This is a genomic window from Nocardia sp. NPDC019219 (assembly GCF_040632645.1).
Lineage (GTDB): Bacteria > Actinomycetota > Actinomycetes > Mycobacteriales > Mycobacteriaceae > Nocardia > Nocardia sputorum.
The window spans coordinates 44,019-63,374 of the sequence record NZ_JBEYCG010000022.1 but is presented as its reverse complement, the minus strand read 5'-3'; the positions used below and the strand labels follow the sequence as shown (position 1 = coordinate 63,374).

General features: G+C 68.0%; 10 protein-coding genes (1 of these 10 cut by a window edge). 6 read left to right on the top strand and 4 right to left on the bottom strand.

Annotated features, from left to right (window positions below; genetic code table 11):
* Nucleotides 1-32 precede the first annotated feature (32 nt).
* Complete coding sequence (locus ABZ552_RS30955; RefSeq protein ID WP_281875386.1) at nucleotides 33-1,547, top strand: MFS transporter; 1,515 nt, start codon at nucleotides 33-35, stop codon at nucleotides 1,545-1,547.
* Nucleotides 1,537-2,148, top strand: coding sequence for a TetR family transcriptional regulator (locus ABZ552_RS30950; RefSeq protein ID WP_281875385.1), 612 nt, complete (start codon nucleotides 1,537-1,539; stop codon nucleotides 2,146-2,148). The genes ABZ552_RS30955 and ABZ552_RS30950 overlap by 11 nt, the downstream gene beginning before the upstream one ends.
* A gap of 15 nt (nucleotides 2,149-2,163) precedes the next feature.
* On the opposite strand, the gene ABZ552_RS30945 is transcribed toward ABZ552_RS30950, so the two are convergent.
* On the bottom strand, nucleotides 2,164-3,063 hold the full coding sequence (locus ABZ552_RS30945) for a phenylalanine 4-monooxygenase (RefSeq protein ID WP_281875384.1): 900 nt from the start codon (nucleotides 3,061-3,063) through the stop codon (nucleotides 2,164-2,166).
* A 128-nt stretch (nucleotides 3,064-3,191) separates the two neighbouring features.
* On the bottom strand, nucleotides 3,192-3,713 hold the full coding sequence (locus tag ABZ552_RS30940) for a DUF4396 domain-containing protein (protein ID WP_281875383.1): 522 nt from the start codon (nucleotides 3,711-3,713) through the stop codon (nucleotides 3,192-3,194).
* A gap of 107 nt (nucleotides 3,714-3,820) precedes the next feature.
* Here ABZ552_RS30940 and ABZ552_RS30935 point away from each other — a divergent pair, with 107 nt between their 5' ends.
* Nucleotides 3,821-4,018 carry a type II toxin-antitoxin system VapB family antitoxin gene (locus ABZ552_RS30935; protein ID WP_281875382.1) on the top strand — a complete coding sequence of 66 codons (198 nt, stop codon included), beginning with the start codon at nucleotides 3,821-3,823 and terminating at the stop codon, nucleotides 4,016-4,018.
* Between the two features lie 7 nt (nucleotides 4,019-4,025).
* Here ABZ552_RS30935 and ABZ552_RS30930 read toward each other — a convergent pair whose 3' ends face one another.
* Entirely contained in the window at nucleotides 4,026-4,325 is a 300-nt protein-coding gene (locus tag ABZ552_RS30930; RefSeq protein WP_281875381.1) for a hypothetical protein, read from the bottom strand.
* Between the two features lie 265 nt (nucleotides 4,326-4,590).
* Between ABZ552_RS30930 and radC the strand changes: the two genes are divergently transcribed.
* From radC to ABZ552_RS30915, 3 genes are read left to right on the top strand one after another with little or no spacing between them, the layout of a single operon-like run.
* A complete protein-coding gene (radC, locus tag ABZ552_RS30925) occupies nucleotides 4,591-5,262 on the top strand; it encodes a DNA repair protein RadC (protein ID WP_281875380.1) in 672 nt (223 codons plus the stop codon).
* Between the two features lie 38 nt (nucleotides 5,263-5,300).
* Nucleotides 5,301-5,987, top strand: a complete 687-nt coding sequence (locus tag ABZ552_RS30920; protein ID WP_281875379.1) for a HEAT repeat domain-containing protein — start codon at nucleotides 5,301-5,303, stop codon at nucleotides 5,985-5,987.
* Nucleotides 5,981-6,997: a HEAT repeat domain-containing protein gene (locus ABZ552_RS30915; RefSeq protein WP_281875378.1), complete on the top strand. Its 1,017-nt coding sequence runs from the start codon at nucleotides 5,981-5,983 to the stop codon at nucleotides 6,995-6,997. Before ABZ552_RS30920 ends, ABZ552_RS30915 begins: the two co-directional genes overlap by 7 nt.
* A gap of 143 nt (nucleotides 6,998-7,140) precedes the next feature.
* Here the strand turns inward: ABZ552_RS30915 and ABZ552_RS30910 are convergent, their stop codons facing one another.
* Nucleotides 7,141-19,356, bottom strand: the 3' end of a protein-coding gene (locus tag ABZ552_RS30910) for a sigma-70 family RNA polymerase sigma factor (protein ID WP_357441487.1). The gene runs 21,567 nt beyond the window's last position; 12,216 of the gene's 33,783 nt are visible here — the last part of the coding sequence; its start codon lies off the right edge, out of view; the stop codon is at nucleotides 7,141-7,143.

The following is a 19,356-nucleotide window of genomic DNA, read 5'->3' as shown; positions in this document are numbered from 1 at the left end:
AAAAGGTTGCAACTCCCATTTTTGGAGGCGTCATGAAGAACGACTCGCCCCGGCGCTGGCTTGCCCTCGGCGCGCTGGCAGTGGCGATGCTGACCATCGGGCTCGACGTCACCGTGCTGACCGTGGCGCTGCCCACGCTCGCGGTCGACCTGAACGCGAATACCGCCGCGCTGCAGTGGTTCAGCAGCGCCTACACGCTGGCGCTGGCCGCCGTGATGCTGCCCGCGGGCGCGCTCGGCGACCGCTACGGCCGCAAGAAGTTCCTGCTGGCGGCCCTGGCGCTGTTCGGCATCGCGTCCGTCGCCTGTGCCGTGGCCGGCTCGCCCGGTGAGCTCATCGCGGCGCGGGTCGTGCTCGGTATCGCGGCGGCGGCGATGATGCCGCTGTCGATGTCGGTGCTGCCCGCGATGTTCCCCGAACCGGCCGATCTCCAGCGCGCGCTCACGATCTGGATCACCTCGACCGCGATCGGCTTGCCACTGGGCCCGATCGTGGGCGGCTGGCTGCTGCGCAACTTCTGGTGGGGGTCGGTGTTCCTGATCAACGTGCCGATGGTCGTGATCGGTGCGCTCGCCGTCGCCGTACTCGTGCCCGAATCGCGCAGCGCGCAGCGCTTCCGGATCGATCTGCCCGGAGTGGCATTGTCCGCGGCGGGCATGCTCGGGCTCACCTACGGCTTCATCCGGATCGGTGAGCAGGGCTGGAGCGACGGCCCGGCCTGGGCGACCGTCGCGACCGGTGTGCTGCTGTTCGGCGCGTTCCTGGCCTGGCAGCGCAAGACCACGCATCCGCTGGTCGACCTCGGGTTGTTCGCGGCAGATGGATTCCGTTGGGGCACAGCATTTTCCATCGTGGTGAACTTCGCCATGTTCGGCATGTTCTTCACCGTTCCGCAATACTTCCAAGCGGTGCTCGGCGTGGACGCGCTGGGCAGCGGCCTGCGGTTGCTTCCGCTGATCGGCGGGTTGCTGGTGGGCAGCAGGCTGGTCGACAAGGTGCTGCCGAAACTTGGCCTTCGCATCGTCATCACCGCCGGGTTCACCCTCTTGGCCGGTTCGCTGGTGCTGGGCGCGCTCACCACGGTGGACAGCGGCTACGGCTTCACCGCCCTGTGGCTGACGCTGCTCGGCGCCGGAATGGGGTTGGTGATGCCCGCCGCGATGGGCATGGCGATGGGTGAACTGGACGCGGAGCGCTCCGGCTCCGGTTCCGCGCTGTTGCAGGCCCTGCGCCAAGCGGGCGGCACGATCGGCGTCGCGGTGCTGGGCACCGTGCTGTCCACCCGGTACCGATCGGAACTCGGCGCGCTGAACCGCGAACCGATCGACGACGGCGTGAACGCGGGGGTCGCCACGGCACGCAAGCTGGGTGATCCGTCGATGCTGCACCAGGTGCAGACGGCTTTCCTCGGCGGCATGAGCGCGATGCTCTGGGCCTGCGCGGGGCTGTGCCTGCTGGCGGCCGTGCTCGCGGCGACCGTGGTGCGTGCCCGGCAACCCGCGCGGGCGGCGGAGCCGGGTGCGGCAGAATCAATACATGTCGGTTGAGCTACCCGCGAACGGGACGGCGCAGGGTTTGCGCGAGCGGAAGAAGGAACGGACCCGCCGGACGATTCGTCTCGAAGCATTCCGGCTGTTCCGCGAGCAGGGCTACAACGAGACGACCGTCGAACAGATCGCCGCGGCCGCCGATGTCTCGCCGAGCACCTTCTTCCGCTACTTCCCGTCCAAGGAACAGTTGGTGCTCGCCGACGACCTGGATCCGCTGATGCTCGAGGCGCTGCGGCGTCAGTCGCGCGATATCAAGCCGATGGCGGCCTTCCGCAACGCGGTGCTCGAGGTCTTCGGGAATCTGCCCGCCGCCGAGCTGGCGTTCGAACAGGAGCGGCAGGCACTGCTGTATCACGTGCCGGAGCTGCGGTCGGCCATCGGCTTGGAGATCATCCGCAGCATCGATCTCATCGCGAGCCTGCTGGCCGATCATCTCGGCCGGGCCGCCGACGACTTCGAGGTGCGGGTGGCGGCGGGCGCGATGGCGGGCGCGGCCCTCGGCATGGCGACGATGACGCCGTTGAACGTCGAGAACATCACCCGCACGTTGGATTTCCTGGACGCGGGCATGCCGCTCGCGCCGCGGCCCGAGTCCTGAGGTCGTGACCCGGCGCTACCGCGCTGGGGCGGTGCCCGCGTGCCGCAAGCGATCGGGTGTTTCGTCGTCCATCGTCGCGAAGAAGCCGCCGATCACGTCCTCGATCTCGGCGATCGAGTCCGCGCAGTAGAGAACCGGCTGGTAGTGCGTGATGTCGTAGGTCGCGGTGCCCATCTGGGCGATGTCGAGGGGGCGCAGCTCGGCGTGCCGGAACTCCTCGATCTCCCCATAGGACGACAGCAGGCCCGCGCCGTAACAGCGGACCTCGCCGTGTTCCCGGACGACGCCGAACTCCATCGAGAACCAGAAGACGTCGGCGAGGAATTTCAGGGCGCGGTCGGTGGTCAAGCGCGCGACCGCCGCACCGACCGTCGCGTAGATCGCCGCGAAGCGAGGGCTGGCGATCTGGTTGGCGTGACCGATGATCTCGTGGATGGCGTCCGGCTCGGGGGTGTACAACGGCGCGGAGTGATGCCGGATGTACTGCGTGGAGTGGAAGATCCGATCGGCGAACGAACCGAAGAACTCCCGCAGCGGCACCAGGCCCGCGGCCGGGGCGTAACGGAACCCGGTCAGCGGTGTCAGCGCGGCGGAGACCTCGTCCAGTTGCGGGATGTGATCGGTGGGCAACGCGAGCGCCTCGGCGGCCGTGAGCACCTCCGCGCTGGCATAGTTGCGATGCTTGCGGGCGAGTTCGGCCGACACGATTCGCCACACCTGCTGCTCTTCGTCGGTGTAGGAGATGTGCGGGAGCGGCTTTCCCGGCGCGTAGTCCAGCGCCAGCGCCGCGATGGCGTTGCGCCGGGCCCGGTATACCGGGTCGTGTACGCCGGGGTGCTCCTCGCTCAGGTGCACGGTCACATCGCCGTCGCCGGTGCGGGTCACCGGCGAGTACAGCTGCGCCTCGGTGAACATATCTCGATGCAAGCACCGCCGGAACCCGCCGACAACAAAAGCCCGTTCAGCTGAGCAGTCTGCCTAGCTGAACGGGCATATAGCCGACAATCCCGGCACTGGAAGGCGCGGATCCGGCGGCGTGCTGATCAGTGCGCGCCGTGCAGCGAATGCACCACCGCGTGGCCTTTGCTGCGGCCGATCATCCACTTGTTGACCGGCGTGGTCACCACGAAAGCCACCGCGAACGCGACGGCGAGGGTGGCCCAGAACAGCACGGTGTCCAGGTGGGCGTCCATCGCGCCCGGGACCGCCAGGATCACGGCGTTGTCCACGATCTCCATGACCGTGATGGACACCGTGTCGGCGGCCAGTGCGGTGCCGACCGCGGCGGCCAACGGCAGGCCCGCCCGCAGCACGCCGCGCATGGTGAACGCGTAGCCGAACACGAACGCGAGCACGATGGCCAGCACCATCGTCGAGGCGTTGTTCCAGCCCAGCGCGGTGCCGATCACCATGCCGAGGATCTCGCCGACGGCGCAGCCGGTGAGGCAGTGCAGCGTCGCCATGGCCGCCATCCGCCAGGTAGCGGGGGAGTGGTGTCCGGCGTGCTGTGCGGTGTGCGTGGCGTGCGTGGCGTGCTCGGTCGACGGGTGGTGCCTGTGTTCCATGGGTGGAACTATACCCCCGTAGGGTATGAATGCAAGGCCGAGTTCCGGATTTGCCGGACATGAGCGGGCGCCATGCCGCAAGATGGCGAAAGTACGAAGGAGGGCGCATGAAATCCGTGCGGATCGATCTCGACCAGGACTTACTCGCCGCGGCTGCCGCCATCATGGGCACGTCGACCAGCGACGCCACCATCAACGAGGCCTTGCGCCGGATCGTCGTGCACGAGCGCCAGCTGCACAATCTGGCGCGGCTCGCCGCGCAGGCGTTCGTGGGGCTACCGGACGTCGCGGTGGTGGACCGCTAGGACGGGGCTATCGGGGCGAGGTCGGCCGTTGCTCGTCGAGAGCGTGCCGCCAGACCTCGTCGAACTCCGTGGCGTCGATCTGGAGTGCGGTGAATTCGGTCTCCTCGCTCAGCTCATCCGGCGCTGGAACCGGGATCTGACCGAGTTCGGTGGTGCCGGTGCCGCGATCGGAATCGGCCCAATCGCGGTGCCCGTCGCGGAAGACTTCGACCTTGCGCACCTCGAAACCGTCGTCACCGATCTCGCTGAACAGCTCGACCGGTTCGTCGTCGAAATCGTGGTGCCATTGCGCTTTCAGGTACCACATCGCCATCAGCTCCCCAGTTCGCGACCGCCTCGGTTACCGAACCGCACATCAGCCAGCATATGGGCGCGGCGTCGCGCTGCCGAGTCGTCCGTACGGTTCGTGGGAAGGAACGGGGCGGACGTGCCTCGGCGTCTGCTGCTGAGCTCTCGGGTTGGTACTTCGAGGAACCGGCGAGGCAGGTGCGGCCCGGTCCGGTCCTGGCCGAACTGTCGGTGGCCCCTGGCAGAATCCCGGGCACTGTTGGCGTGACCGAGGGGTGGGAGTCATGGCGGTCTCTCTAGTCGACGTACCGGTGGCGCAGCGGCCGCGGGAACGGTTGCTGGCACTGGGGCCGCACGCGTTGAGCGACGCGGAGTTGCTGGCCCTGCTGTTACGACAGGGCAGGCGCGGTGCGAGCGCGCTGGACCTGGCGGTGGAGTTGCTCGTCGAGCACGGCGGGCTCGCCGGGCTGGCGTCCGCGCGTCCGGAGGAGCTGTCCCGCCGGGCGGGCATCGGCGTGGCGAAGGCCGCCGCGATCATCGCCGCCTTCCACCTCGGGGCACGGGCACGCGGCAGGCCGGACACGTCGACCCGGCTCACCAGTTCCGCCGACGTGGCCGCCGCCGCCCTCCCGCTGTTCGCGGGCTGCCGGGTCGAACGCCTGCTCGTGCTGGTCTGCGACGCGCAGAATCGCCTCCGTCAGAAGGTCTTCGTCGCCGAAGGCGCCGTCGACCAGGTCGCCGTCCCCGTCCGGGAAATACTGAACACCGTCCTCCGCCACGACGGCCGAGCCTTCGCCATCGTGCACAACCACCCCTCCGGCGACCCGACCCCCAGCTCCGATGACCGCCGCACCACCACCCTCCTCACCGAAGCGGCCCACACCGTAGGCCTCCGCTTCCTCGACCACGTGGTGATCGCGGGGGAGAAATGGTCGAGCGTCCCGAGATTCGCTTGACCTTCGCACTGTGTGAAGGCCTTCACTGGCTGTCGGAGGTGGTCCCCATCAATTCGACACACAGGAATCCACAACACACCCGGTTGCTCGACGCATTGGCAGCCGCGAACTCGTCGACGAGGCTCCAGGCGGCGCTGGCGATAGGCACGCATCCCGCACCCGGTTTCGTCGATGTCCTGGTGGAGCGGTCCGCGATCGAGCCCGACTTCTTCGTGCGGGACATGCTCACGTGGGCGCTGACTCGGCTCCCGTCGGAGCTCACGGTTCCGAAACTGCTCACGGAGGTTCGTTCCGAGCGGGCCCAGGCCCGCAGCCAAGCGTTGCACACGCTATCCAAGATCGGGGATCCGCGCGCGTGGTCGGCGATCACGCCCTCGTTGCTGCACGATATCGACGATGAAGTCGCGCGAAGTGCGTGGCGCGCTGCCGTCGTGCTCGTGCCCGACGAAGCGAAAGAATGGCTCGGCGTGGAACTGGCCAGGCAATTCGGCCGGGGAGACCGGGAGGTACGGTTGAGCCTGAGCCGCGCCCTCGTCGCGCTCGGGGAGGTGGTCGAACCGGTTCTCCGGACCGCGATGGCGAATCCCGACCCGACGGTCCGGGCGCATGCGCGCGCCACGGAGCGGCTCCTGCGCGACCCGGACGCCGGATTCGACCTCGCCGTCGACGAGGCGCGGCGGGTCGCCGCGCTCGGCCCGGATCGGGAGGAGACGACTGCGTGCTGATCGGTGAGGTGGCGCGCCGCTCGGGAGTGAGCGCCCGCATGCTCAGGCACTACGACTCCCTCGGGCTGGTCCGACCGACCGGCCGCACCGTGGGCGGGTACCGGGAATACTCCCCGGAAGACATCCGGCGGATCTTCCACGTGGAGGGCCTGCGCTCCCTGGGGCTGTCACTGAGCCAGATCGGACGCGCTCTCGATGATGCCGGATTCACCCCGTCCGCGCTGGTCGGCGACCTCATTCGGAAGACCGAAGAACGACTGAACCGGGAGCGAGAACTCCTGGAGCGGCTTCGTGCGGTCGATTCGGCCGAGCCCTCCGGCTGGCAAGACGTCCTGCGCATCGTCGAGCTGCTGCACGGACTCGGTTCGCAGAGCCCCGCCCGGCGGCAGCAGGCCGTCCTGGCCCCGGCCGAGGACGTAGCGGTGCCTGCCGAGCTGCTGGCCGAGGCGGTGCTCACCGAATCCGATCCGTATGTGGCCGGGGCCCTGCGGTGGGCCCTCGCGCGGGCCGGCGGCGACGGTGTGGTGGGCGTGGCGTCTGGCATGGGCTCGGCCGACGTCGACGTCCGGCGGCGCGCGGTGCTCGCGCTCGCCGAGCTGCCGGGCGACGAAACGACCGCGGTACTCACGGACGCGCTCGACGATGAGGACGCGACGGTCCGCAGACATGCGGCGCTCGCACTGGGTGCGCGGGGCGTCACCCGGGCTGTACCTGCACTTGTCCGCACGGTGGTCGAGGGCCCGAACGATGTCGAGGCGGCCGAGTTCTTGGGAATGTTGGCGCGGGACGCGGAATGGGCGGACCGGATCGTGAGTGCCCTGGCCGGCGAACTCGTCGCCCACGCAGCGGACTCGGCGGTGCGGATACGACTGACCCAGGCGCTTGCGGAGATGCCGGGGACCATCGCCCTGGATACCTTGCGGCGACTGGCTCGCGACGAGGACCGCGCCGTGGCCCTTATCGCCTCGGCTTTGGTGGAAATGCTCGGAAAGCGGTCGGAACAGAAGTAGCCCGTTCGGGTCGGCGGATCGCATACTGCACGTCATCGGTCTCGCCAGTTGCCGACATCTGCCTGATGTCCCAGGCGGGCCGAGGTCGATGACGACGGGGGCTGCGCGGCCGATGTGCTGGTCGCGGGGTGCGACGGCAGGGGCTATCGGCGGGGTGCGATTCGAACCTCGAACCATGTGACGCGCCGCGCCGTGGCGTCGACAGCGTATGTGCCGCTGTCGTCGACGTCGATCGATTCCGTCAGATCACGGTCCGGGACGGCATTGTCGGTGACTTCCACCCGCACCGGATCGGCCGGTCCGGAAACTGTTACGGCGATCTGTATCTCGGCGCGGCTGTGCTGCAGCGGCTCGGCAACTACCGTGCGGAGTGCGACTGCCACACGTGAAATGTCTACGGCGGTTCCCCATCCGAATTCGCTCAATCGGTCGACCAACCAATCCACCGTGGGCTCGGTGCTACGCATCCGAGCGGCGTCCGAGAATCGGGATTGGCCGATATGCATGTCGGCTTGCCAGCCTGTGCCGGTCGGCCGCCAGTACGCCTGCGGCGACGTCATCCGCGAGGCAGAGGTCGGGGGCGTCTCGGCATCCCCCTCGAAGCTTTCGACGACCAACACCGCGGCGCCGGAGCTGCGCTCGAGGAGTGCGGCGTCGATCGTGGCGCGGATCAGACGGAAGGCGTTGCCTGGCAGAGCCGGGTGGTTGTACATGACGTAGGCGTCGATGAACCCGTTGTCGTGGACGACGTATCTGATCCGGCATTCCGCCGTCACGTCTCCGACTCGCACCTGGAGGTAAGGCAGGTGCAGGGCTTCTTCCACCTCGTCGTGCCATGCGGGTGTTTCGACCGTATGCAGCGACAGCGAAGTTCGGGGACGGTGGTCGGTGCCCGCCTGCGCGACGAGTGTCGTCGATACGGTGGTGTCCGCACCGACCGCGAAGACGACGCCGGACATCTCGCCGTCAGGCCGTCCCGGCTCCAGATCGGCAAGCTCGTCGAATTCATCTACACCGTGGACGACGACCGCGCCAGCCGGCTCGGGTGGGGGTTCGTGTCGTGGCGGCTCGAGCGAGCGAGCGGCGCTGCCCTCGCGGGATGTGTCAGCCGGACGGGCGGTCTCGGCGTTGTCGGATGCGCCCGGTTCATCGGGATCGAGGTCGATGGCGACGGGGTCGATCCGGGCACCGGATGGTGCTTTGCTCGCGGCTGCTTCCGGTTGCTCGTCGGGGAAGCGGAGATCGATTCCGGCGGACCGTGCCGCCTGCGCGAGCTGTGCCCGGTTGCCTACCCGAAGCTTGCGGTAGATGTGCTGGGCGTCCGTGCGGACGGCTGCCGGAGTGATCTCCAGCGTCGCGGCGATCTCCCCGAAGTACATGTCCGCCAGTAGCATGCGGAGGATCTCGATCTCCCGATCCGATAGCGCCACCGGGCGGGGCTGCGTCTCGGTCGTTGCCGGTGTGTCGGTGGTTGGGCGGGGCTGCGTCTCGGTCGTTGCCGGTGTGTCGGTGGTTGGGCGGGGCTGCGTCTCGGTCGTTGCCGGTGTGTCGGTGGTTGGGCGGCGCAGTAGTTCGGCGACGGCGCGGATCGCGCGGGACTCCCGCATCTCGAACGCATGAGTGCTGACGCCGGCCTCCTCCGCCGCCTCCGCGCGCGGCAGGTTGCGCACGAACCGTAGTTTCAGCGTCTGTCGATGCGTGGCGTTGGTGAGTCGGTAAAGGGCGAGTATGAACGCTTCCTGTGCGGCCTGCTGAACCAGTTCCCGATCGGCTTCTGCCCCGGGACGCGCATGGGCGTCGCCGAGCAGCAGAGACGAAAGTCGTTGAATGCCACGGTAAAACGTATTGCGGTGGTCTTCTCCGTGGGCTTCGGCTAGTTCGGAGGCAGTGTGCCCGAGGACGAGCCGGTCCCTGACGACGGCATGTTGCTTCGGCCCGAGGGCGGTCAGACAGCGTTGGAATGCGTCGAGATCGTGTTCCTGAGCCTCCTCGACCACCGACAAGGCTTGATTGCCCGCATGCTCCTGCAGCAGACGAGCGAGACGAGCGAAGGTGGCGTGCTGGGCGGTGCGGACCGCTCCTGGAGTGCGATCCAGCCAATCCGCGGTCCGGTCGGGTGACATCTCGAGTTCGAAGCGAAGCTGGAGGATCTGTCGCTGCGACGGGGCGAGTTGTTCGATGCAGTCCTCCAGCGCCTGCCGGTCGGTCTGCAGCGCCTCCCGAACGATCGGTGGCAGGTGCCGGGCATTTGCGTTGCGGGCCAGCGCCACCACCAATTCCGCGGCCGTCGTTTCGGCGGGGATATCCGGTAGGACAGCCGCATTGCCCGTCGGCTCGGAACGAGGATCCGGTGTGCGGGAAAGGTTTCCAGGCTCGTCCCGGGACGCGGCGGTTGGCCCGGGGATGGATTTCGCACGCTGCGGACTCGGTGCATCCGGGAGTGACGCCTGCACGCCGCCCTCTTCGGCAACCGCCGTGGCCAGTTCGCAGACCGCATGCCACAGCGATAGGGGCTCGGCGGCGGGGTCGCCGGGCATCACGAACCGTGCATCGGGACCCGAACGCCTCGAAGCGAATCGGCGTAGCTCCTGCTGCTGGGCCGGGGTGAGCGCGCGCATGTGTTGCCGCACCTGCACGGTATCCGCCGCGGCCAACGCCGTGGCGAGCGGATCCGAAGCGCGCAATAGTGCACCGCGGACCACGAAATTGTGAACGCGCCGCCAAATTTCGGCGATCTCGCGGTGCTGGGCCATGATATTTCTGGCGTTGAGGACAACCCACTCCTCGACGTCGCGCTGCCCGATCCGGCCGAACTGTCCCACCGCATGCGCGCACGCCTCGTCGAAGACTTCCCGAGCTACTCGCGGCATTCGCAGGTTCGCCTGAATCCAGGGGAATACGTTGTGCGCGAAGCGCTCCCGGAGCAGGGCGACGGCCTGCTCGACATGACGCTGCGCGACAAGCTGTTCCAGCTGCTGTCGGAGCTGTTCCGGTGGGAGGTCGCCGGGCCGCCCCGGCGTCGCGCTGCCGTCCGCCCTCGGCTGTGGCTCGGAATCCTCAGGCGAACCCGGCTCGGACCGATGCGTGTCGGGTCCGGCATTGTCGATCGGTGGTTCGGGTTCGTGCTCGCTGTCGCCGAGGTCGATCGCGACGGGGTCGGCGCTGTTGCCCGAGGTCGTTCCTGTGTTCCTCGACGGATGTGCGGTGTTCGGAGAGCCCGGCCGGATCGCCACGGCGTCACGCACCTCGGCGGACAGGTCCCGACCGGTCTTTGACAGACCCACCGCAGCGCGCACCCTCGCTGTGGCCTCTTCGAAGGCCGTGATGGTCCGCGCGTCTTGCTCCCCGAACACGTACCCGCGCACCGCGGCTTCGGTGTAGCTGCGCAACACCGCATTCTCCGCCCGGTGCACGGCTTCCCGGACGACGCCCGACACACCCAGCGGCGCAGGGAATCTGGCGATGACGGCATTGATGACGTCATCTCGGCTGAGCCGGCCTCGGGCGAGTTCCGATAACAGCGGCAGCAGCCGATCATCAGGGATGCGGCGCCACGCGTCGGTGATGGCCCGTCGAGCGGCCTCGGCAGCGGACAGCATCGAACGGCTGTTGTCGAGCAAGCGCTGTACGGTCCACTCGGAGCCACTGCCGGAGTAGAACTTCCGCGCCACATCGTCGACCGCGGCACGGAGGCCTTGGAAGAATTCGCTGACAGCCAGGTCCACGGCCACGCGCGAGGGCCGGTCGGCGTCGAGATCCGCGAGTAGCGAACGGGCCGCCGCAAGCAGCGCTTGGACGTAGCGATCATTCGCCCCGGCCCACAACCCTGACACTCGGCTGCGTTTCATCGGGACGATCTCGGCGAGCCTTCGGACATCGCTCTCGGCGAGGTCCGAGCGAGAGGTCACATCCCGCAGCGTGGCGATTGTCTGATCGTGCCGGCGCGCGGCATCCGGGCGGGCTGCCAGCCGGTCGTCCACGAGGACGTTCAATTCCGCACGGATATGAAGCAGCACGGTCGGGTCGATCATTCCAGCGCTGTCGGCCAGTTGCCCGAGCGCACTCTCCAGGTCGCGCATCTGGCCGATGACCCGCGTAACTTCCTGCTCGGGCTCGGGGGGCGGTGAGTGGTACACCTCGCCGCTGTCGGCCGTTGTTCGGTGTGCAGCGACGGAGTCCACCAGTAGGTCGTAGAGCAACCCCACCGGTTCGTTGACACGGTCGCGGCCGTTGAGCACGACATCGACGAAGGCCTCGGCCAACGCCTCGGTCGGATTGAAATTGCCGTTCTTGTCGAAGCTGTAGACGGTCAGGTAACGGTGCAGCCAGGCCGTGAACGCCGTGTAAGTATTCTTGCCCAGGCGATTTGCCTTGTAATGATCGAACAGCGTTTCCTCGGCACGGTATCGTGCCTCCCGCCGTCCCGCGTAGTCGAGCATGTGGCCGTACGCATGCACGACGATCGCATACACAGGACGGTCGGCCATGCTGGGATGCGCCATCCCAGAGGCGATTCGGTCCTGAATCCACCGATGGAGCTTGTTCGGATTCGCGGCGAAGTCGGCGTTGAATGTCATCCATTCTGTTGTGACGGAACCGGTGATGGGATCGGTCTTCGACATAGTCGCTGCGCCCGTCTTCGACGAGAGCCAGCCGATGTCGATCCGGTCGATCTCGACCTGCGGGTGCTGGGAGGCCATGTCGACCAAAGCGCGTGCGATCTCACGGATAGTCTCCGGATCAAGGTCGGGCCGGTCGAATTCTTGGACCTCGACGTAGGGATTGCCCGTCAGTCGGCGCAGTTCGTCGCGCAGCCATTCACCGACCTCCGCCGGGCTCAACCGCGATACCGCGTCCCCGCCGACGTCCTCGGGTCGACCGAGGAACTCCACCGGGTGTTTGCGGGTCAGGTGCTGTGGTGTGGCGGACCACTCAGCGGGCTCCTTGCCCGCCGTCTCGTCCGGATCACCGAGATCGATGGCGACGGGGTCGATGCGGTTACCGGTCGACGTCGGCTGCGTATCGGAGGTAGTGGAACGCGTCGTCGGCGTCACGCTCGCTGGTTCGATCGGCTCGACACCCGTGTCGGTCACGACCACGATGCCGCGCCGCTGCTGCGTCCAGCCGAGTTCGGTGGCGGCGGACTGCACCCGGTTCGTCGTCTCGGGATTCGCTCCGCCGCGGTCGTTGAGCACGCGATCTGCCTGTGCCTTGCTTACCTGCGCCCGAGTGGCCACATCATCGAGCGTCACTCGCCGGAGCGGGCCTCGGCTCAGCACCCGCGACAGCAACTCTGGTGGGAGTTCCCCGGCCAACACGTGCGCGATCCGATACAGCGCGCCTTTGACGGTGCTCTGGCTGCGGCCCGTCGCTCGAGCGACTTCGGGTTGCGAGAGCCCCTGCACCAGATACAGATCGGCGTATTCCCACTCGGTGCGTGAAAGCTGCGAGTAGCACGGCCTCAGCACATCCGGGTAGTGCGCCGCGATCGCCTCGATCAGGAACATCGCGGAGCCGTCGGTCAGCAACACGCCGGCGGACAGCAACGTCGCCAGCCGTGGCGCGGCAGCCTGCCGCAGCGCGGCGACCCGCGCCGGGGACAAACCCAGTGCCTTCGACTTCTCCTCGATGGTCAGCTCGTCGGAGTACAACAGGGCGCCGCCTGTTTGCAGTCCCGGCGGAAGTTGACCGATGCATTCCGTCAGCACTTCCGGTGGTGCTGATCGGATGATCCGAAACGCCCTGCCGCGGCGCGGATAGTCGGCGGTGCCCTCGTGGACCGCGGGGACCGGTGACTTCTCGTCGGGATGGTCCACCACGACGCCGGGACGCCTACTCGCCCATCCGAGCCGAGCGGCCTCCGTCCGAATCCGCCGCTCTGTCTTCGGATCGGCGTGTCCGCCGGCGAGTACCCGGCGTGCCGTCCCCTCCGTCACTCCGGCCCGAACGGCGATGTCCATCAGCGTCACTCGACGAAGTGGGCCCGCCCGCAGATAACGCCGCACCAATGTGGGCGGAAGTTCTCCCGCCAGTATGTGGGCAATTCGTCGCAGCAGCTTGTTGACTGTCGTCTGCTGGATGCCCCGGGCACTCGCTATGTCATGGGTCGAAAGCCCCTGTACCAGATACTGATCGGCATACTGCTGCTGGAGACGGGTGAGCCGTGGGAAACACGCAGCCAATATCACCGGCTCCTGCGCTTGGACCGCCTCGACCAGCAGTAGTTCCCAATTCTCCGACGACAGCATCGCGGCCAGCAGGACGGCGATGTCATGTTGGCGTTGTTGCACCGAGCTTGCCGGGCGATTCAATCGTTCCGCCGTGACGGAGACGGGCAGTCCCTCCAGGAGCAGCAGGGTTGCGACGTTCTGGTCTCCCTCGGAAAGGAACGGGATCAGGCGCCGCAACTCGTTCTTCGACGTCGCGCGGACGAGCTGTAGCTCACTACCTCGCTGGTGGTACGGCACTCGATCGTGATCGGTGCGTACCGAGGGAACCGGCGAATTCGACGTCTGTTCGTCGCCATCGGCGACAATCCCGATCCGTCCACGTCGCATACCGAGGCGGCGCGCGGCCGCCCGGATTCGCTCGATCGTCTCCGGTCCGGCCTCCGGATGCCCAGCGAGAACTCGTTTCACAGTTATCGTGCTGACTCCCGTTTCCCGGGCGACATCGGCCTGGGTGGCCCGCCGGAGCGGTCCGCCACTCAGATACCGCTCCACGAACTCCGGTGAGAGCGTGGAGGTTATGCGCCGTGCGATGCGGTGCAGCATGCGGCGAACTCGCTTCGGCCGCCAGTCAAGCGCCGTCGCGATTTCGGGCACTGTCCGACCGTGCCGGAAATATGGCTGGAAAACTGCCTGCTCGGCGTCGGTTACCAGCGCCGTCGCCGGTTCCAGCAGATCTCGGTCGTGCGCCCAGACCGCCTCGACCAGCAGCAACATCTCCTCATCGGTGAGTCCGCTGGGATGCGGTTCGGAGCGCCGCAGAGCGGGCGAGTCGACGTGGGACAACGCCATCGACACGGTGCGAACCGCATTGTGCAGCCGCTTGCGGATGAGGTCCTTCTCGCGCCCCGTGGCGGCCGCGATGTCGGCCACTGTCTGCCCCATGAACCAGCGGACGAAGTATTCCCGCGGTCCGGGGCGAAGGCGTCGAACTACGCTGCCGAGCAGTTCGAGCCGCTCATGCTGGGCTGTTCGAATCACGGCCACATCCGGGGCCAGGCGTTCGTCATCCATCGCAAGCGTTTCGCCGCCCTCGGCGAGCACCGAGGTGAGGCCTTCGTTGTCGGCCGCGAGCGCGGCCAATGCCCTGACCAGCGGGCCGTGCTGCGGCATTTCCGCCGCGAACTTCCGGCCCAGTTCGGCACGTGCGCGAGCGATCAGGTCCCTCACTTCACCCCGTGCAGACCCCAAGTGGTCAGCTACTTCCTCCGGGGAATAGCCTTCGACCGCGGTGAGCCAGAGCACGGTGCGAAATTCCTCCGGCATGGATTCGAATGCCAGACCGATAGGGGTGTCCTCGGAGATCTCCGGTGCTCGGTCATCGCCCAGCTGGATTCGATCGAGTTTCGCCATATCGTCGGTGGGGACCTGACGGCCGGCGCGAGCGCTGGCGGTGTACGCCCGGTGACGAACGGCCGTACGCAGGTAGGCGCCGAAACTGACCTGTGGACCCTCACCTCGGCGGATCCTCACGAGCAGGTCGGCGAAGCAGTCGGCCACGACGTCCTCGGCGTCGGACCGGTCGCCGAGAACCTCCATGGCGGTAGCGATACCCCATCCGTAGTACCGCTCGTACAGCTGGTGGTAAGCGCCGAGGTCGCCCGCGCGAACCGCGGTGATCACCTCTTGATCCCAGGCACGTTCCCGGCGCCACCGCTCGGGGATGTTCGCGTCGTCCCGGGCTTCGTGCGTGTTCGGCTGCGCGGGTGCGGGATGCTCGGACTCGGTGTCATCGCCGAGGTCGATCGCTACGGGGTCGATGCCACCGGGGCGGCGCGCTGAGTCCGTCTGCGGTGTCTGATCGGTGGTCTCGGTCGGCGCGGCCGGATTGCGCGGGGCGGTGTTTCCGGCGTGGCGGGCTCGGATCGCTGCTTCCAGCTCGTTGCGCCCCTCGATGCCGAATCCGGCGTAGAGCGACGTGGCTTGCCGCTGCACCGCCCACGGCGTTATTTCGAGTTCCGCCGCGATTTCTTTATAGGTCTTGCCTTGCACGAGTCGCGTGAGCACCTCTTTGCGAGTGCTGGCTGCGTTCCGCGCGGCCTCGGGACGGGACGCTGTGGCCTTCCAAGGTGTCCACCCGACTCGATGCAGCAGTGGGCCGGGTCGTGAAACGCTCGCATCGAGCGCTGCGGTTCCCGGCGGTGTCTTGCTCTGTCCGGGGCGAGCCCATGGGGTGGCGCCGGGCGTCGCGGTGCCTTGCGCTGACTGCTCCGCGGGTCCAGCGGCGCGCGACGGTTGGGGTGTGACCGGCGCAGCTTCGTCGAGGTCGCCGAGATCAATGGCGACGGTGTCCGGTCTGCGGGGCGCGCTCGGCGCGGTGCCTTCGCTCGCGGCTTCGTCGAAGGCTCCCAGCCGCAGGGCTTTCATCAGCATCGGAGTTCGCTTCGTCTCGCCGAGTACGGCACCGATCCGGGCTCGGCGGCGCTTGACGGTGAGCGTGGCCACCCCCAGCACCTCGGCGATGGCCTGATCCGTGAGGCCGTCGGCCATCAACTGGAGAAGTTGGCGTTGCTCGCCGGACAGGCGGACGGTACCGGCCGGTGGTCGATTCCCGTCGTGGACGAACCCCTGCCGCTTGGCCGCCAGGACCGTCCGGATCGCGCCGGTGGTACCGAACTTCTTGGCCGCGTTCCTCTGGTAGTTCGTGACCGCCTTCGTGTCGACATCCAGCCGTCGCCCGATCTCCGCGGGGGTCAAACCCTGGTAGATCAGGTTGAGCACCTCGAGTTCCCTGCTGGTGAGCCAGGGCGAGGACGTCGTCGCGGTGGGGATGCTGGGCCGGGCGATCCGAGGTGTGCTGCTTGCGGCCCGAACCGGTAACTGGGCAGGGAAGTTCGCCGCGGCCGCCACCGCTGTGGCCATTTGGCGGGCTGCGACCCAGAGCGCATCACGATCGGATTCGGTGCCGTCGGGCGCGGTGGGTGGCGTGCCCATACCCGTGGGCGGCCAGAAGGCGCGGACCAAGCGGTCACGCCGGTGCCTCGGCAACCCCTCCAGGATACGCCGCACATCCGTGGTTCGGGCTTCGGCCAGCACCCGGACCAGGGGATCGGTCTGCTCGAGTTGTGCGCATTCGGAGACGAACTCCCGGATGCTGCGCCAAGGCCCCGCGATACGGCGATGATGCCAAATAGTCTGTCGCGCAATGTCATTCAACCAGAACTGAATATTCCGGCGATCCGCCCGACTGAGGCGGGCGATTGCCGTAGCGCACACCTCGTCAGCGATGTCGTGCGCTGTCCGCTGGCCGAACTCCGCTGTGAGACGTGGTATCTCGGCCTCGAACCGTTCGCGGAGCAGGGCGGTCGCGAGCTCCGGTCGCCCGCTCGCGACATGCTGCTCGAGAACCTGCCGCAGCCCCGGTGCGCTGTCCCACGGGGTGCCGACTCTGCCGGCGGTGTTCGCCTCGTCGGCCGTGCCGTGCTGTGGGTCCGGCCGTGTCCCGGTGTGTTCCGGCGAGTTCCGCGGCGGTGTGGTTTCGGGTTGTCGCGACCCGACCGGTGTGGGATCGGCTTCGTCCGGACCGAGGTCGATCGCGACGGGGTCAGCGCCTCGATCGGCCGGGGTCGCGGGGCCGTCGTGGTCCGTCGCGGTACTCGCGGGGGTGTCGACCTTCGCGGCCGACAGGAATCCCGCCGCGGCGGTCACGTCGTCGGCTGTGCCCGCTTCGATGCCTGCCCGCACCAGTGCGCGCGTGACGGCGCCGAGATCGCCCGGCGCCTCGGCGAGCGACTGCCGGACGATGGCCGCGACTGGTTCGGGGTCGTCGGGGCTGATCGGTTCCCACACACCGTCCGTCACCGCCAGGACGACACCGTCGCCGCGTATGTCTCGGGCCTTCTCGCGCGGTTTCAGCCCGTCCAGGGACCGGCCCAGGTTGTGGGTGAGACCCGGCCCGCCGATCGGCGAGTGTTCGGCTTCCTCACGAGTGGTGTCGTCGAAGACGTCCAGCACATCCTGGACCTTCGAGTCGTCCCTGGTCAGCTGGATCGCCGGGCCGCCGTCCAGCGGAATCCAATACGCGCGGCTGTCGCCCACCCAGTCGACGGTGAGCCGTCCCGACTCCAGCAACGCGACCACGATCGTGGTGGCGGGCGGCTTGTCTGCGGGAGACTCCGGGGGCAAGGCGAGTACCGCCTCCTGGGCGGCGGCCACGGCGCCCTCGACTATGGCCACCGGATCGATCCGGCCGTCGCGGTCGGCCTCCCGCAGTGCCGCCACCACGAAATCGTGGGCGGCTGCCTTGGCGGCCGCGGAGGCGCGGTGACCGCCCTTCGGCCGGGAGAGACCGTCGTTCACGATCAGTGCGGTGGCCTCTTCGCCACCGACATTCACTCGGATCAGGGCGAAGGCGTCCTCGTTGTGCGCGTGCCGGCCCCGATCGCTCGCTGCCGCAACCGCACCCAGATCCTCCACCGTCAGGTTCTGTTCGACATAGCGCCGCGGTGCGGTTTCATCGGAGCCGCGGCGTTCCTCGACATGGTGTCCCCGTGGGTGTTCCGATCCGGGCTGCGCTGCGCGGTCCCCGGGGGTTCGATCGCGCGACACCGACTCGTCGGGACCGGGCTCGGTGAGATCGTGCTGCCGGGGCTGGGTCTGTGCGATGAAGTCGGGTTGTCCGTCCGCGCCGGGCCAGACGACGGGTGCGCCGGGTTGCGCCGCCGGAGGAGTGGCCGTCGCCAGATGCTGCGGTTCGCCCAGCATCTCCGCGATATTGCGGACCGCGCGGTCGGCCATGCCGTAGGTCTCGGCGGCTTGCGCGAGTCGTAGTTCTCGATCGGTCGCACCGGCCAAGGCGGCGGCCGCAGTGTCACGCAGCTCGGTCGCCGCCAACAGCTCTGAGATCGCGCGGAAGTGGTCGAGCAGGAACGAGAGGCGCTCCCGGCCTATCCAGGTCGTATCCCATTGCTCCGCGAAGGTCAGTAATTCCTCCAGCCACTGCGACATATCTCGCAGCGTGTTATAGCGCCGCGTGTCCTCGGCGAGCTGTTGGCGGTCCTTGGTGCTCACCTCATCGACCGCTGCCCCTGCGGCCACCATCTCCCCGAAGATCGTTTCGGAAACCTTGCGCAGCCGTTCGGTCTCTCCTGGCCGGAGGTGGTCCGCGGGCCGGGTCACGATCGGCGTGTCTGTTCTCGGGCGGGTCCGCGCCCAGACCTCCGCGACGGCGGCGAGAGCCGATCCGAGCCGGATCTCCGCGGCGTCCTGCCGAGCCCGCAGGACGGCCGACGTCCCTTCCCGCAGCCCCTGCTCGTAGGCGGCGTTTGCGTCGGCGGCTTCGTCCGCGCGGGCCAACCACGCCGACGTCTGGTGCGCGAACTGCTCCAGCAACCGCAGCCGTTCCACCGGGACCTGCGTATCCGGCCTGCGCCGCGCGGCCACCAATTCATCGATCAGACCGGGCGCTCGATTCAGTACCGGATCGTTCGAGAACTCTGGTGTGCCCGCGAGTCTCGCGGCAACCGCGGCACGCAGTGTCCCCAGCTGTTGGGTGTCATGGAGTTCCGCGTTGCCGGGCTGCCGGTCCGCGGGTGGGTTTTCGTCAGAGTCGAGGTCGATAGCGACGGGGTCGGGTCCGTGGGCGGTGGTCGGCCTGGCGCCTTCCGGCTGATCCGTCCCTCGAGCGGCATTGGCTTTGTGTTCCCGGTGTTGGCCGCGGACTTGTTCGGCGTCGTCGAGGAGACCGGACTTCTCGCGATACTCCTCGACCAGCGGGAGTGCGCGGGCCTGGCGAGGGTTCAGCTTGCCTTCTCGCTCGAGTTGCAGCAGCGCCCCCAGCAACCTGTCCACCGCTGCTGCGCTCGACAGATCCGCGCGCCCGTTGCTGAGCTCGAGGAGTTGCCGCCGCAGTGCGTCGACTTCCTGCCGCAACGTCTTCAGCTTTCCCGGATCCGCGACCAGCTCCCGGATTGTGGGCAGCGGCGCGGGGTCGGGTTCGTTCAGGTCGGTCGGCGCCTGGTGGGTAGAAGCCGTCGAATCGGGCGATTCCGATTCGTCGGGATCGAGGGCGAGTGCGACAGGGTCGATTCGGTTGCCGGGCGTGGGTGGGCGCCGGCCGTCGGTGTCCGTGGGCGGGGTGGAGCGGTTCCGCGTCCCACCGTTCGCGTCGGTGGGATCGGGGTCCGAACTGGT

Excerpts from the sequence above, each read along its gene's own strand:
- ABZ552_RS30955 (WP_281875386.1), top strand. The coding sequence starts at position 33 with ATGAAGAACGACTCGCCCCGGCGCTGGCTTGCCCTCGGCGCGCTGGCA.
- ABZ552_RS30950 (WP_281875385.1), top strand. The coding sequence starts at position 1,537 with ATGTCGGTTGAGCTACCCGCGAACGGGACGGCGCAGGGTTTGCGCGAG.
- ABZ552_RS30945 (WP_281875384.1), bottom strand. The coding sequence starts at position 3,063 with ATGTTCACCGAGGCGCAGCTGTACTCGCCGGTGACCCGCACCGGCGAC.
- ABZ552_RS30940 (WP_281875383.1), bottom strand. The coding sequence starts at position 3,713 with ATGGAACACAGGCACCACCCGTCGACCGAGCACGCCACGCACGCCACG.
- ABZ552_RS30935 (WP_281875382.1), top strand. The coding sequence starts at position 3,821 with ATGAAATCCGTGCGGATCGATCTCGACCAGGACTTACTCGCCGCGGCT.
- ABZ552_RS30930 (WP_281875381.1), bottom strand. The coding sequence starts at position 4,325 with ATGTGGTACCTGAAAGCGCAATGGCACCACGATTTCGACGACGAACCG.
- radC (WP_281875380.1), top strand. The coding sequence starts at position 4,591 with ATGGCGGTCTCTCTAGTCGACGTACCGGTGGCGCAGCGGCCGCGGGAA.